Source organism: Microvirga flocculans ATCC BAA-817 (assembly GCF_000518665.1).
GTDB classification, from domain to species: Bacteria; Pseudomonadota; Alphaproteobacteria; order Rhizobiales; family Beijerinckiaceae; genus Microvirga; species Microvirga flocculans.
Map to the genome: position 1 here is coordinate 135,450 of NZ_JAEA01000010.1, position 13,985 is coordinate 149,434.

The following is a 13,985-nucleotide window of genomic DNA, read 5'->3' on the forward strand; positions in this document are numbered from 1 at the left end:
ATCGGCTCCCATCTCTGCGGCTTCATGCAGGATGGCGTGCATATTCTGCCCATCCGCGTTTATTACGAGGACACGGATTTCGGTGGGGGCATATACCACGCGAGCTATGTGCGGTTTTTGGAGAGAGGACGCACAGAACTCCTCCGATCTGTCTCAGTGTCTCAGCGCGATCTGCATCGGGATATGGAAGGGCTAACATTTGTCGTGCGGCGGATGACGCTTGATTATCTCAAGCCTGGTCATATGGACGATGTTCTACATGTCCTCACGCGTCCTAAAGAGATGCGAGGGGCTTCCATGACCCTTGCGCAGGAGATTCGCAGGGGTGATGAGCTTTTGCTTACAGCAGATGTCGTCGTTGCAGCTGTAAAGGCTGGCAGGGCTGTACGAATACCCGAGGAACTCCGAACCGCTCTATCGGGAGAGAGGTGACCTTATCTGGGGATGCAAGCCAAGATCGGTTTATGTGGTTGCGATTGCATCTAGTTGCACTAGCTCTTTCACATCTAGGCTGTCCCAGCTCCATTTCGGGATACGCTCTGGCCGGGCGTAAATCTGAGTGATTCTGCGAACGAATTCTTCCTTGTCAGCAACTCCTAGAAGCGGCTTGATCCGTTCGAAATAGGCCTTGGATTTGGCCCGAGCAAAAACCTCAAAGGTAATTGGATCGAATGCTGCATATAGCAGGGTTTCAGGCCACCAAGGGCGGGACTGATCCTCTTTATGGCTTCGTAGATACAGAAACAGGTCTGCGGTCATCAGGTGGCGAAAATCTATGCCTGTGGCCTCAGATCGAGTCTTTAATAGATCCGCATGTAGCGAAGATCGGTTAAGGCCAAGACGTCTATTGCGTAGCTCAAGCGTCTGTAGATGATTCCTGAAGACAACAAACGTTCTCATCGGATTCAAGCGGTTGCCAATGCTGCTAGCAACAAAGTATTCATTGTTCACAAAATAGGCGGCCGCATCGAAGCGGCCGCGGCTCACCAGCGCTCCGATACAATATAGAAAGAGCTCGTGACCGATAAACTTGAAGTTATCGTAATCTACATCGGTATATGTACCAACATTCTCCGGGCGTTTGAAGAACGGCAGGATCCCTTCAAAAAATCTATGCAGTTCCTCAAGCATGGGCTCATCGCAGTTATATTTTGCAACTGCAATGAAAAGCTCAATGAGTTCGTTTCTATAGGGAAGAAAATCATCAATATTTTTGACGAATATTTCGTCAAATTCTGGCTTTCCGACAGCAGAGATCCGAAATTTATCCAGCTCACTCAGAACTGTTGCAAGATAGTCCGAAGTTGCGATGACACTATTGTCTCGGCCATTGCGGATTGCCTCAATAGCGCGCCTAAACGGAACCGAGGTCGCTAGCTTGATTGCATTATCTTCTTCTCGCAGAAAGCTGGGTATCTTGCCCAGCTCCGGCTTAACATCGACGGGTTTGTCCCAAGCCCAGCGAACTAATCTCTCAAATTCAGTTGCGTAATTCGCCTCATCGGCAAGGTCGATGTATATACGGCTACCGTAATAAACGGGGAGATAGGCTTTGCCAGCCTCATCCTTTTCCCGAATTACGGCAACGAATTTGTCCTGCGCCCTTTTCGCATACAATTGCGGAGTAATAATCTGTGCCTCGGTGCCAGCACCGCCCGCTCGATTATTGGACTTCTCAGCATACTTTTTATCGCAGACCAGAACCACTTTGGTCACAGTCTCGTCCGTCACCATGCTTTCCATGAAAGCATTAGCATCGTGACCTGGCTTCAGATCCCATTTGTCGAGGATGACATCAATGCCTTGGCTTCGCAGTTCCCCGGCGAACTTGAGAACCCAAGCCTCATGTTCCGGACTGCTCCAACTATATGAGATGAAAAGTTTGGGATTAGACATAGCATTGAACCAACGCATGAAGGCACGAGTGGGGAGATATTCCTCCACCAATAAAATAAATAAGAGAGCTTTTCCTGCTATGCAACTATATTAGTAGTTTACGAGCGGTGTGTGCAACTTTGGATTGGTGGTCTTGTGCCCTTGCGTCATACATTGCAGGCGCGGTGATTGTTTTCCTCCTCCCAAGACGAGGCAGTTGGCTTTGTAACTTTTGCCATGCCCAAAAAAGCTCCGTTGATCTCACAAATTCTTCCCGAGCGCCCTCTCGCGCCAATGCCTGAATAAACAGCTTGAGCCCGTCTTCCATTTTGCGCCTCACCCATCCCTATTGAGTGCTGCAATCTTGAACTTCTCTCCTGCCAAGATCCAAGGAAAACAAGCCTCTTACTGTGTTCGCCATACTTCGATAGCGTCGCATCAGTCTTCTCGGCCCGCGTCTATCACGCGAGCTACCTGCGCTTCATGGAGCGGGGCCGCACGGAGCTCCTGCGGGCGGTCGAGGTGGCCCAGTCGGACCTTCACGCCGAGATGGGCGGGCTCGCCTTCGTGGTCCGCAGGATGACCATCGACTTCCTCGGCGCCGCCGTCATGGACGACATGCTGACCATCGTGACCCGTCCCAAGGAGATGCGCGGCGCCTCAATGACGCTGGCCCAGGAGGTTCGGCGCGGCGACGAGGTGCTCGTGAAGGCCGACGTGATGGTCGCGGCCGTCAGGGGCGGGCGGGCTGTGCGGATCCCGGACGAGCTCAGGGCGGCCCTGAGCGTGAATTCCTAAGGCTGCCTCTTGCCCTATGGGCAGGCACAGGCAGCCCTGCCTTCAGCGCATGCCAGCCATAATTTCCATATTCATTTCAGGTCATTCGCCTCGACAAGGCTCCAATTAAACCAGACCTTAACCTTACTCTGTGCCTAACAGGTAACGGTCCGGGACGATCTGAAGCCAATCGCCTGCCGCCCTTATTTTCGACAGATTCGGGGGCGAACGAGCAGGGGTACGAGAACAGATTTTCCTAGATCCGGTTGCGGTGGGCCTTGGACCGCCTGTCCAAGGCTGCTCGAAGAGCGAGGACGAGAGATATGAATCCGGCTGATGTGGCCCAGGCCGCTCCTGTGGCTCACGACATGTCCCTGTTTGGCCTGTTCTGGCAGGCGCATTTCGTCGTCAAGCTCGTGATGCTGGGCCTGCTGGCCGCTTCCGTCTGGTGCTGGGCCATCATCGTCGACAAGACCCTGCTCTACGCGCGCAGCAAGCGCGCCATGGACCGCTTCGAGGACGTGTTCTGGTCCGGCCAGTCGCTCGAGGAGCTCTACCGCTCGCTCCAGAGCCGCCCGGCCACGGGGCTCGCCGCCGTGTTCGTGGCCGCCATGCGCGAATGGAAGCGCTCCTTCGAGGGCTCGGGCCGTTCGTTCCAGACCCTGCCGCAGCGCATCGACAAGGTGCTCGACGTCACGATCCAGCGCGAGGTCGAGCGCCTGAATTCGCGCCTGACGGTTCTCGCCTCCATCGGCTCGGCCGGTCCCTATATCGGCCTCTTCGGCACGGTGGTGGGCATCATGAATTCCTTCACCTCCATCGCCGCGTCCAAGAACACGAGCCTTGCGGTCGTCGCCCCCGGCATCGCGGAGGCGCTGTTCGCCACCGCCATCGGCCTCTTCGCGGCCATTCCCGCGGTGCTCGCCTACAACAAGCTGCAATCGGAAGTCGGCAAGCTCCAGTCGCGGCTGGAGGGCTTCGCGGACGAGTTCTCGGCCATCCTGTCGCGACAGGTGGACGAGCGCATCGGCCAGGCGGGGCGCCACCCGGCCAACGCAGCCTGAGGAGGGATCGGCCATGGCCATGATGACAGGTGCGGCAGGAGGCGGCAGGCGCCGCAGGCGCGCCCGGCAGGCGGGCGCGATCAACGAGATCAACATGACGCCGTTCATCGACGTCATGCTCGTGCTGCTCATCATCTTCATGGTGGCGGCTCCCATGATGACGGCCGGCGTGCCGCTCGATTTGCCGCAGACCAAGGCCGCGCCGCTCAATTCCGATGCGACGCCCGTGACGCTGTCGATCAAGGCCAACGGCCAGGTCTTCCTCGGCGAGAGCGAGCTGGCGGACGAGGCCATCGTCGGCAAGCTCGCGGAAGTGTCGAAGGCAGGCTTCGACGAACGTATCTTCGTTCGCGGCGACAAGCGCGTGGATTACGGGCGCGTCGCGCAGATCATGTCGATCGTGACCACCGCCGGCTACAAGCGCGTCGCTCTTGTGACCGAGGTGGACCAGAACTGAGCCGGATGAGAGCAAGGGGCGAACAGACGTGGCGTTGAAGCTGAAGTTCAACACTTCTGAGCCGGGCTTCTGGGTCTCGGGCGTCGCGCATGCGGCGCTGCTGACGGCCGCCATGATCGGTCTGTCCTCCGTCGCCGAGTTCCCCGAGGCGCAGGAAGGGATCCCGGTCGAGATCATCACCGACAACCAGCTTTCGCAGATCACGAAGGGCGAGACGACGGCCAAGCAGGTTCTGCCGACGCCCAAGCCGCGCGCCGACCGCATTGCCGACAAGACCGAGGTGAAGGACCCCGGCGAGGACAAGCGCGATGCGCCCGCGCCGCCCAAGCGCCCGGCCGAGATGAAGGTGGCCGACAAGGAGGAGCCGGTCGCCGCCCAGCCTCCGCCGCCCGCGCCGCCGACCCGTTCGCAGGAAGAGAAAGCAGCCGAGGCCAAGGCCGCGGAAGAGAAGAAGCTGCAGGAAAAGGCAGAGGCCGAGGCCATCGAGAAGGCCAAGGCCGCCGAGCAGGCCAAGATCGAGGAAGCCAGGGCAAAGGCCGAAGCGGAGGCGAAAGCCAAGGCCGAGGCCGAGGCCAAAAAGATCGCCGAAGCGAAAGCCAAGGCGAAGGCGGAGGCCGACGCGAAGGCCAAGGCGGAAGCCGAGGCGAAGAAGCTTGCCGAAGCCAAGGCCAAGGAAGAGGCCGAGGCGAAGGCGCGCAAGGAAGCTCAACTCGCCAAGAAGCTCGACATGGGCGACCTGAAGCAGTTCCTCGACAACAAGGAGAAGAGCCAGTCCAGCGGTGCGACCGGCGCGGAGGTGCAGAAGACCGCCTCCCTCGGCACGGCGACCGGCTCGGCCGCGAAGCTCTCACCGAGCATGGAAGATTCGCTCCGAGGAATTATCGATGAGCAAATCAAACGCTGCTACAGCGCACCACCGGGTGCGGTTGCTGGCTCGGCCACGATTCCATTGATCGATGTAAAGTTTAATCTCGATGGAACGCTCGCCGATGAGCCGCGTGTTCTGAAAGCAGGTCCATCGGCTATTGATCGTGCTATCGCCGATGCCGCGGTAAGAGCGATCAGACGCTGCGCTCCTTACAAGATTCCAGCCAGCTTCTCGCCTTTCTACAACTCGTGGAAGCATTGGAACATGTATTTCGAGCTTTCACAGGTTTGACCACCTTTCAGTGTAATCCTACCAGCATTCAGTCATCCGGAACGCCAATGTCTCTGTACAAACCTACCCGTGCGCTCTTCACGACATTCTGCTTCCTGTTCGTGCTGGCGTTGTCGACGCTTCCTTCTCAAGCGCAACTCGTGCTCCGCATCAGCCCGGGCGGGCAGTTCCAGCCCATGCCCATTGCCGTTGCCGATTTCTCGGGCGAGGGGGATCTCGGCCAGCGGGTTTCGGGCATCATCGCGAGCAATCTTCAGCGCTCCGGCTATTTCGCGCCCCTCGACAAGTCGCGCTTTCCGGAGCGCCCGTCCTTCGATGCCGCGCCGCGCTTCGACGCCTGGAAGATGGCGGGCGCCCAGGCGCTGGTGACGGGTCGCGTCTCGCGCGATCCGTCGGGACGGCTGCGCGCCGAGTTCCGCCTGTGGGACATCGAGACCGGCCAGCAGCTCGCCGGTCAGCAATATGTCACGGACGCCAATTTCTGGCGCCGCGTCGGCCACATCATCTCGGATGCGGTCTATTCCAAGATCACGGGTTTCGGCGGCTTCTTCGACACGCGCATCGTGTTCGTCGATGAATCCGGCCCGAAGGAAAACCGCCGCAAGCGGCTCGCCATCATGGATCAGGACGGCGCCAACGTGCGCTACCTGACTCAGGGCGACTCGTCCGTCGTTGCGCCGCGCTACTCGCCGGCGACGCAGGACATCACCTACATGTCCCAGGTCGAGGGACAGCAGCCGCGCGTTCAGGTCATCAATCTCGAAACCGGCACGCGCCAGGTGCTCGGCAACTTTCCCGACATGGCATCCTCTCCGCGCTTCGCGCCGGACGGGCAGCGCATCGTCATGAGCCTGCAGCAGGGCGGCAACGCCAACATCTTCATGATGAATCTCGGCTCGCAGGCCACGACGCGGCTCACCTCCACCGCCGCCATCGACACCTCGCCGTCCTTCTCGCCCGACGGCCGCCAGATCGTGTTCGAGAGTGATCGCGGCGGCAAGCAGCAGATCTACGTCATGAACGTGGACGGCTCCGACCAGCGCCGCATCTCCTTCGGCGACGGCTCCTACTCGCAGCCGGCCTGGTCGCCGCGGGGCGACTACATCGCCTTCACGAAGCAGCGCGCGGGCGGGTTCGCCATCGGCATCATGAAGCCCGACGGATCGGGCGAGCGCATTCTCACGGAAGGCTTCCACAACGAGAGCCCGACCTGGGCGCCCAACGGCCAGTACATCCTGTTCTTCCGCGATCCCGGCGGACAGGCGGGCGGCAAGCTCTACATGGTCGACATCACCGGCCGCGTGGAGCAGCCCGTGCCGACGCCGTCCTTCGCGTCGGACCCCACATGGTCGCCGCTCCTGAGCGAGTCGCGATAAATCAGGGAATGACAAAGGGGCGCCTCGGGCGCCCCTTTTCGTCTCACGCCCCGCGCGGCGCGGCGGATCCCGACCACTCGTCCTTGCGGCCCTTCAGCTTGAAGGCGAGCACGAGAAGCGCGATCCCGAAAACCAGCGCATAGGCGCCGAGCCACCAGGTCAGCACGACGGCGCCGATCAGCGGAGCGATCAGGAGCGCGACGCCGAAGAGGATCGAGACGACCCCGCTGAAGATCATCCAGCCGCGGCCATAGGCGGGGTTGAGCCTGAAGGCGGCGACGATCATCAGCGCTCCGGTGACCAGGGACCAGACGGCCAAGAGCGCGATGAAGAAGGCCACGGTCAGGCCCGGCATGACGAGGGCGATGATGCCGACGGCGATATCCAGGATGCCCTCGAAGATCAGGAAGCCCCAGCGCTGGTTGTTGGAGGCGGCCCTGATGCCGGAAACGATGCCGAACACGCCGTCGACCAGCATGTAGGCTGAGAAGAACAATACGAAGGAGAGGATGGTCGCCCCAGGATAGAAGAAGGCGATCAGGGCGAAGATGATGGCGAAGACGCCCCGCAGGGCCACCGCCCACCAGTTTTGCGCCAGGAGCGCGCTCATGGACTGGGAGCGGTCGAGAGGATCGTTGATGCCGGAGGTGCCTGCTGCCATAGGAAGTCTCCCTGAAAAGACGGAACGGCCCCTTGGTCCTTAACGCCAAGCTTGGATGGAGGTTTCCTTTTATTCTCCCGAAGCGCTCCTGGCTGCCTTGATTTTCGTCAAGCGGCGGCGGAGCGCGAGCTTACGCCGCCGCAGGCGCACGCGGCGCTTGAGGCGGAAGCTGCGGATCAGCAGCGCCATGCCGAACCAGACGAGGCCGATCACGAGCGGCGCGACGATCAGGGCGGGCAGGAACGCGACCAGCGCCGCCAGGGCCAGGAGCACCAGGCCGATGAGGGCGATGCTGCTCGCCTCCGTGGCGGTCAGCGAGCGCGAGTGCATCGACTTACCGAGGGTGCTGGACAGGGCCAGCGCACCCGCCGCGAGCCGGCGGACGCCGCCCTTGGTGTAGCGATGTCCGCGGCGTGAGCGCATGTTCCTGGCCTGCCGCCTGCGGGACTGCCAGCCGGGAACGATCTCGGTGGCGTTGGCGAGGTCCTCCAGGTACATCGCCTCCATCGCCTCGGCGAAATGCGGGTCCTCGACGATCACGTCGAGTTCCCAGTTGGTGGCCCAGCTCGCCAGGTTGAGATTGGTCGAGCCCACCCGGGACCAGCGTCCGTCCGCGACGGCGGTCTTGGCGTGGAGCATCGAGCCGTTCCACTCATAGACGCGGATCCCGGCCTCGATGAGGGAACGGTAGCCCGCCCGCACCACGGGCTGGAGCGCGGGCACGTCGCTCGACCCGGGCACGAGGATGCGCACGTCCACCCCGTCCCGGGCCGCCTCGCCGAGCGACTGCACATAGGACGTGGTGGCGACGAAATAGGCATCGGTGAGCCAGAGATTGCGCTGCGCGGTAGCGGCGATGAACTGGTCGAGCCGGTACATGCGCAGCATGCCCGGTTCGCCGCTGATGACGCGGGCGGCCATCGTGCCCGCTTCCGGAATCAGGTCCGGATGAGGCAGGTCGGATTTCGGGATCGCCCGCATGCCCGAAAGCCGCCAGCTTTCCGCGAAGGCGGCGTCGAGATCGGCCACCACGGGGCCTTCCAGACACAGCCCCGTATCGCGCCAGGGGTCGTGGCCGTTCTTTCCCACCCAGCTGTCGGAGACGCACAGTCCCGACACGAATCCGATGCGCCCATCGACGGTGATCAGCTTGCGGTGGTTGCGCCGCACCCAGAAGGGGTCCGTGAGCCGGGGCGGATTGAAGACCCTGGCCTGAACCCCGGCTTCGCGCAGGCGCTTCCAGTAGGAGGGCAGGGCCCTGAACGACGAGCCGAGCCAATCGTAGAGCACCCGCACCTTCACCCCGGCCCGGGCGCGCTCCATCAGGGCCTCCGCGAAGAGGCCGCCGGTGACGTCGTCCGCGATGATGAAGTTCTCGAAATGGATCACCGATTCCGCCGAGCGGATCGCCGCGAGCCAGGCCGGGTAGTTTTCCCGCGAGTCCCGCAGCAGGGCGATGGCGTTGCCGTTCCGCAGGTCGCCGTCGGCGATGCGGGCGAAGGCCCTCTCCACGCGCAGATCGTCCAGGGCCTTGCGGTAGGGGTGCACGAGGGGGCCGGGCTGGGGCGTCACGATATGCATGACCTCTCAACGCGTGAGACGGGCAAACGGCAGCAGCCCAGCTTCGCCGATCTCGAACGGGAACCCATCATGCCCTGTCATCGGGAATTCATTCACTATTGATTTACCTTAACCTCAACTTCCACAACTTGGCCATAATTCACCTTAATCCCGCACGTGTCCTCACGGGTGCCGGAACCCTCCTTTAACCATCCTCCCGATATGAAAGACACAACGTTCGGCAAACGTATGTGTAAGGAGTATTGCCAATGATGACGCTGCGCGCCGTCAAATTCGCCGCCGCTATCGTCCTCGCCCTCGGGGCCGCGGCGTGTTCGTCCAACAAAGATGGCATGGCCGATGGGTCCGGCTTCGGGGCCGGCGGCGCCGCAACCCCGGGCAGCGCCCAGGACTTCGTCGTCAATGTGGGCGACCGCGTGTTCTTCGAGACCGACTCGACGGATCTCACCCCCACCGCCGCCGCCACTCTCGACAAGCAGGCCCAGTGGCTGCAGCGCTACCCGAACTACACCTTCATCGTGGAAGGTCACGCCGACGAGCGCGGCACCCGCGAATACAACTTCTCGCTTTCCGCCCGCCGTGCCCAGGTCGTGCGCGACTACCTGATCTCCCGCGGCATCCCGGGCAACCGCTTCCGCACCGTGTCCTACGGCAAGGAGCGCCCGGTGGCCGTCTGCAACGACATCTCCTGCTGGTCGCAGAACCGTCGCGCGGTGACGGTGCTGGGCGGCGGCGCCGGGGCCTGACCCCCGAACGGGATCGTCCCCCTGTGAAATCGGAAAGCGCCGCCACATTCTCGCCGTGGCGGCGCTTTTGTGTTATCGGCCCCTCGTTCGAGGATCCTCACGGTTATCCCAGCATGTTTCGACGTCTGTTTGTCTTTTTCGCCTTTGCCCTGGCCATGGCCGCCCCCGCCGCCGCGCAGGATGCCGCCGATGCCATCGTGCGCCTGAACCGGCTCGAGAGCCAGTTCCGGCAGCTCTCCGGCCAGATGGAGCAGCTTCAGTACGAGAACCGCCAGCTCAAGGAACAGCTTCGCAAGTTCCAGGAAGACGTGGAGTTCCGCTTCCAGGAAGGCCGTGGCGGTGGCGGCTCCAAGCCTCCGGCCGCGACGCCCGCGCGCCCGGCCCAGCCCTCGGCGCAGCCGACCCAGCCCCAGCGCCGCAGCGATGTCTTCGACCCGGCGGAAACGCCGGACGCCCCCGGGGCGCCCCGTCCGCTCGGCTCCACGCCGCCGTCCGCGCCTGTCGCCGATGCGGGCGCGGGCCGTCCCATGCCGCTGCCCGGCGGGCAGCTCGCCGGGATCGGCAGCCTCATCGAGCAGGACGAGCAGGCGGGCGTGGACGGGGCTCCGCTCGATGTCAACCCGGGAGGCACGGCGGCTCTTCCCCAGGGAGCCATCGCCGATCAGCGTCCGGGCCCGAGCGTGGCGGCCACGAGCGTGGGCAATCCGCGCGCCGATTTCGACGCGGCCTATGCCTCGTTCACGCAGAAGCAGTACGACCAGGCCGAGATGGGCTTCCGGCGCTTCCTGCAGTCCAATCCCCGCGACAAGCTGGTGCCCGAGGCGACCTTCTGGCTCGGCGAGACCTATCTCGTGCGCGCCCGCTACCGGGAAGCCGCGGAGCAGTTCCTGAACGTCTCCGCCGATCATCCCGATACCCCCAAGGCTCCCGACGCCCTCCTGCGGCTCGGCATCGCCCTGAACGGGCTGGGCGCCAAGGATCGCGCCTGCGCCGTCTTCGCCGAACTCGATCGCAAGTATCCGCAGGCCTCCGCCCCTGTCCGCCAGGCTTCCGAGCGCGAGCAGAAGCGGATCAAGTGCAGCTGACCCGGTAAGCCGTGAAAGGCCAGGCCGTGGCCGCGCCTCCGCCCCCCGATGATCCGCTCTCGGACGACGGGCTGGAGCGTCTTTTCGATTCCCTGATCCAGGCCTTGGGCATCGTCATCGCCGTTTCCGGCGGCCCCGACTCGATGGCCCTGATGCAATGCCTCGCCCGCTGGGCCTCGCGGCATCCGCGCCCCCCTCTTTTCGCCGCGACGGTGGACCATGGCCTGCGGCCCGAAGCCGCGGACGAGGCCGCGTTCGTGGCGCGGGAAGCGGCGGCCCTGGGCCTGCCCCACCGGACGCTTCCCTGGCTGGGGGAGAAGCCGCGAACCGGTATCCAGGAAGCCGCCCGCGAGGCGCGCTATCGTCTTCTCGTTCACTATGCCCGCGAGGTCGGCGCCTCCCATCTCGTGACCGCCCATACCCTGGACGATCAGGCCGAGACGGTGATGATGCGTCTCGCCCGGGGGTCGGGGCTCGCCGGGCTTTCCGGCATGCGCCGCGAAACCGACCGGCAGGGCATCCGCCATGTGCGGCCCCTGCTCGACCTGCCGAAGTCGGTTCTTCTCGATCGCTGCCGGTCCCGAGGCTGGCCCTTCCTCGTCGATCCCTCCAATGCAAACGAGCTTTACGCACGCGTCCGCTGGCGCCGGCTCATGCCCCTCCTGGCGAAGGAGGGGCTCACGGCGGAGCGCCTGGCCCGCCTTGCCGGGCGGGCCGCCCTGGCGGACGAGGCCCTGGACGCGAAGGCGCGGGAGGCTCTGGAGCGGGCCGAGCCTGTTGCGGAGGGCGGCATGCTGTCGTTCCGGGCGGCCGTTCTGGCCGACGAGCCGTTCGAGATTGCCCTCCGGGTCCTGGAGCTGGCCCTCGGCGGGGAGGGGCTCGGCCTCGAAAGCCGCCGCCTCCACCGGCTCGAAGCCTGCACGGAGCGCCTGCGGGAGGCCGTCGGGCGAGGGGAGGCCCTGCGCCTCACCCTGGCCGGAGCCCTGGTGCGTCTGGAGCGCTCCGGAAGGGTATCCCTCGGGCCGGAACCGTCCCGCCGCCGGGGCCGTTAGCCAATTCTCTTAGGCAAGGCGTCCGGATCATGCCGCATGCGCGCCGCATTCCCTTGGCAAGGCGGGACGGTGTGCCTACATTGACTTTAGCCGCGCGGGGAGACCTCCTCACGCTTCATCTCCCTCTGGGGCAGAACCTGATCCGATGAATTCAAATTTCCGCAACTTCGCCTTGTGGGTCGTCATCTTCCTTCTGGTGCTGGCGCTCGTGACCCTTTTCCAGAGCCCTGGGCACCGAGGCGGCGGTACCGACATCGCCTATAGCCAGCTCCTGAGCGATGCCGATGCCGGTCGCATCACCAGCGTGATCATCTCAGGCCCCGAGATCAGCGGCACCTATACCGACGGCCGGACCTTCACGACCTACGCGCCGAGCGACCCGATGCTGGTCACCAAGCTGCAGCAGAAGGGCGTTCAGATCACGGCCCGTCCGCAATCGGATTCGACCCCCTGGTTCATCGCGGTTCTCATGAACATCCTGCCCATCGCGCTCTTCATCGGCGCCTGGGTGTTCCTGTCGCGCCAGATGCAGAGCGGCGCGGGCCGGGCCATGGGCTTCGGCAAGTCCAAGGCAAAGCTTCTGACGGAGGCGCACGGTCGCGTCACCTTCGACGACGTGGCCGGCATCGACGAGGCCAAGGAAGACCTGCAGGAGGTCGTGGAATTCCTGCGCGATCCGCAGAAGTTCCAGCGCCTTGGCGGCCGCATTCCGCGCGGCGTGCTGCTCGTCGGCCCTCCCGGCACCGGTAAGACCCTGACCGCCCGTGCGGTCGCGGGCGAGGCCAACGTGCCCTTCTTCACCATCTCCGGCTCCGACTTCGTCGAGATGTTCGTCGGCGTCGGCGCCTCCCGCGTGCGCGACATGTTCGAGCAGGCGAAGAAGAACGCGCCCTGCATCATCTTCATCGACGAGATCGACGCGGTCGGCCGTCACCGCGGCGCGGGCCTGGGCGGCGGCAACGACGAGCGCGAGCAGACCCTCAACCAGCTCCTCGTGGAGATGGACGGCTTCGAGGCCAACGAGGGCGTGATCATCATCGCCGCCACCAACCGCCCCGACGTGCTCGACCCGGCGCTCCTGCGTCCCGGCCGCTTCGACCGCCAGATCGTCGTTCCGAACCCGGACGTGGTCGGCCGCGAGAAGATCCTGCGCGTTCACGTCCGCAAGGTGCCGCTCGCTCCCGACGTGGACCTGAAGGTCATCGCCCGCGGTACCCCCGGCTTCTCGGGCGCGGACCTCATGAACCTCGTGAACGAGGCGGCCCTGCTCGCCGCCCGCCGCGGCAAGCGCATTGTCACCATGCGCGAGTTCGAGGACGCCAAGGACAAGGTGATGATGGGCGCCGAGCGCCGCACCCTCGTCATGACCGACGACGAGAAGCGCCTGACCGCCTATCACGAGGCCGGTCACGCCGTCGTGGCGCTGAACGTCCCGGCCACCGACCCGGTTCACAAGGCCACGATCATCCCGCGCGGCCGCGCGCTGGGCATGGTCATGCAGCTGCCCGAGCGGGACAAGCTGTCTATGTCCTACGAGCAGATGACCTCGCGCCTCGCCATCATGATGGGCGGCCGCATCGCCGAGGAGATGATCTTCGGCAAGGAAAAGGTCACCTCGGGCGCGCAGTCGGACATCGAGCAGGCGACCCGCCTGGCCCGCATGATGGTGACGAAGTGGGGCTTCTCGCCCGAGCTCGGCACCGTGGCCTATGGCGACAATCAGGACGAGGTTTTCCTCGGCATGCAGATGGGCCGCCAGCAGAACGTCTCCGAGGCGACCGCCCAGAAGATCGATTCCGAGGTCCGCCGCCTCGTGGAGGGCGGCCTCAACGACGCCCGCCGGATCCTGACCGAGAAGGCCCAGGATCTCGAGGCGCTCGCCCGCGGCCTCCTGGAATACGAGACCCTGACGGGCGAGGAGATCCGCAATCTCCTCGACGGCCAGCCCCCGGTGCGGGATTCGGGCGACACCATCACCCCGACCCGCGGCTCCGCCGTCCCGACCACCCGTCCCGGACGGCCGCGCGAGAGCGATGGCGGCATGGAACCGCAGCCGCAGGCCTAAAGACGCCGTTATCTGTAAAATACCAGGACGCCCGCTTCCCGGCGGGCGTTCTTTTTTGTTTACCTCAAGATTCTAATACTCCCTAAG

At 63.8% G+C, this 13,985-nt stretch carries 13 protein-coding genes; 10 read left to right on the forward strand and 3 right to left on the reverse strand.

Annotated elements, in window-relative coordinates:
- The first annotated feature begins 24 nt into the window (after positions 1-24).
- Complete coding sequence (gene ybgC / locus L879_RS0112980) at positions 25-432, forward strand: tol-pal system-associated acyl-CoA thioesterase (RefSeq protein WP_027316483.1); 408 nt, start codon at positions 25-27, stop codon at positions 430-432.
- A 30-nt stretch (positions 433-462) separates the two neighbouring features.
- Here ybgC and L879_RS0112985 read toward each other — a convergent pair whose 3' ends face one another.
- Positions 463-1,914 (reverse strand): SEFIR domain-containing protein, encoded by a 1,452-nt coding sequence (locus L879_RS0112985; RefSeq protein WP_154664204.1) that lies wholly within the window; start codon positions 1,912-1,914, stop codon positions 463-465.
- A 369-nt stretch (positions 1,915-2,283) separates the two neighbouring features.
- On the opposite strand from L879_RS0112985, the gene L879_RS0112990 reads away from it, so the two are divergent.
- The 5 genes from L879_RS0112990 (at position 2,284) to tolB (ending at position 6,708) form a co-directional block, all read left to right on the forward strand.
- The gene (locus L879_RS0112990; RefSeq protein WP_051435291.1) at positions 2,284-2,673 is read left to right on the forward strand and encodes a YbgC/FadM family acyl-CoA thioesterase; all 390 of its coding nucleotides are present in this window, start codon (positions 2,284-2,286) and stop codon (positions 2,671-2,673) included.
- Between the two features lie 302 nt (positions 2,674-2,975).
- Entirely contained in the window at positions 2,976-3,716 is a 741-nt protein-coding gene (gene tolQ / locus L879_RS21610) for a protein TolQ (RefSeq protein WP_035459523.1), read from the forward strand.
- Between the two features lie 13 nt (positions 3,717-3,729).
- The gene (locus L879_RS0113000) at positions 3,730-4,173 is read left to right on the forward strand and encodes an ExbD/TolR family protein (RefSeq protein ID WP_027316486.1); all 444 of its coding nucleotides are present in this window, start codon (positions 3,730-3,732) and stop codon (positions 4,171-4,173) included.
- 34 nt (positions 4,174-4,207) lie between these two features.
- A complete protein-coding gene (tolA, locus tag L879_RS0113005; RefSeq protein ID WP_027316487.1) occupies positions 4,208-5,332 on the forward strand; it encodes a cell envelope integrity protein TolA in 1,125 nt (374 codons plus the stop codon).
- A 47-nt stretch (positions 5,333-5,379) separates the two neighbouring features.
- On the forward strand, positions 5,380-6,708 hold the full coding sequence (gene tolB / locus L879_RS0113010; RefSeq protein ID WP_027316488.1) for a Tol-Pal system beta propeller repeat protein TolB: 1,329 nt from the start codon (positions 5,380-5,382) through the stop codon (positions 6,706-6,708).
- A gap of 43 nt (positions 6,709-6,751) precedes the next feature.
- Here the strand turns inward: tolB and L879_RS0113015 are convergent, their stop codons facing one another.
- Together L879_RS0113015 and L879_RS0113020 are read right to left on the reverse strand one after the other, a co-directional pair.
- Positions 6,752-7,369: an HdeD family acid-resistance protein gene (locus tag L879_RS0113015; protein WP_035459527.1), complete on the reverse strand. Its 618-nt coding sequence runs from the start codon at positions 7,367-7,369 to the stop codon at positions 6,752-6,754.
- Between the two features lie 69 nt (positions 7,370-7,438).
- Positions 7,439-8,950, reverse strand: a complete 1,512-nt coding sequence (locus L879_RS0113020) for a phospholipase D-like domain-containing protein (RefSeq protein WP_027316490.1) — start codon at positions 8,948-8,950, stop codon at positions 7,439-7,441.
- A gap of 248 nt (positions 8,951-9,198) precedes the next feature.
- On the opposite strand from L879_RS0113020, the gene pal reads away from it, so the two are divergent.
- From pal to ftsH, 4 genes are all read left to right on the forward strand, one after another.
- Positions 9,199-9,696: a peptidoglycan-associated lipoprotein Pal gene (pal, locus tag L879_RS0113025; RefSeq protein ID WP_027316491.1), complete on the forward strand. Its 498-nt coding sequence runs from the start codon at positions 9,199-9,201 to the stop codon at positions 9,694-9,696.
- A 113-nt stretch (positions 9,697-9,809) separates the two neighbouring features.
- Positions 9,810-10,781, forward strand: a complete 972-nt coding sequence (ybgF, locus tag L879_RS0113030) for a tol-pal system protein YbgF (RefSeq protein ID WP_027316492.1) — start codon at positions 9,810-9,812, stop codon at positions 10,779-10,781.
- Positions 10,782-10,792: 11 nt separating this feature from the next.
- A complete protein-coding gene (tilS, locus tag L879_RS0113035; RefSeq protein ID WP_051435292.1) occupies positions 10,793-11,833 on the forward strand; it encodes a tRNA lysidine(34) synthetase TilS in 1,041 nt (346 codons plus the stop codon).
- 145 nt (positions 11,834-11,978) lie between these two features.
- A complete protein-coding gene (gene ftsH / locus L879_RS0113040) occupies positions 11,979-13,898 on the forward strand; it encodes an ATP-dependent zinc metalloprotease FtsH (protein WP_027316494.1) in 1,920 nt (639 codons plus the stop codon).
- The last annotated feature ends 87 nt before the right edge of the window (positions 13,899-13,985 follow it).

Bases quoted from the DNA above. Each gene is read 5' to 3' on its own strand.
- ftsH (WP_027316494.1), top strand. From the start codon at position 11,979: ATGAATTCAAATTTCCGCAACTTCGCCTTGTGGGTCGTCATCTTCCTT.
- tolB (WP_027316488.1), top strand. From the start codon at position 5,380: ATGTCTCTGTACAAACCTACCCGTGCGCTCTTCACGACATTCTGCTTC.
- ybgF (WP_027316492.1), top strand. From the start codon at position 9,810: ATGTTTCGACGTCTGTTTGTCTTTTTCGCCTTTGCCCTGGCCATGGCC.
- pal (WP_027316491.1), top strand. From the start codon at position 9,199: ATGATGACGCTGCGCGCCGTCAAATTCGCCGCCGCTATCGTCCTCGCC.
- ybgC (WP_027316483.1), top strand. From the start codon at position 25: ATGCAGGATGGCGTGCATATTCTGCCCATCCGCGTTTATTACGAGGAC.
- L879_RS0112985 (WP_154664204.1), bottom strand. From the start codon at position 1,914: ATGCGTTGGTTCAATGCTATGTCTAATCCCAAACTTTTCATCTCATAT.
- tolQ (WP_035459523.1), top strand. From the start codon at position 2,976: ATGAATCCGGCTGATGTGGCCCAGGCCGCTCCTGTGGCTCACGACATG.
- L879_RS0113020 (WP_027316490.1), bottom strand. From the start codon at position 8,950: ATGCATATCGTGACGCCCCAGCCCGGCCCCCTCGTGCACCCCTACCGC.
- L879_RS0113015 (WP_035459527.1), bottom strand. From the start codon at position 7,369: ATGGCAGCAGGCACCTCCGGCATCAACGATCCTCTCGACCGCTCCCAG.
- L879_RS0113000 (WP_027316486.1), top strand. From the start codon at position 3,730: ATGGCCATGATGACAGGTGCGGCAGGAGGCGGCAGGCGCCGCAGGCGC.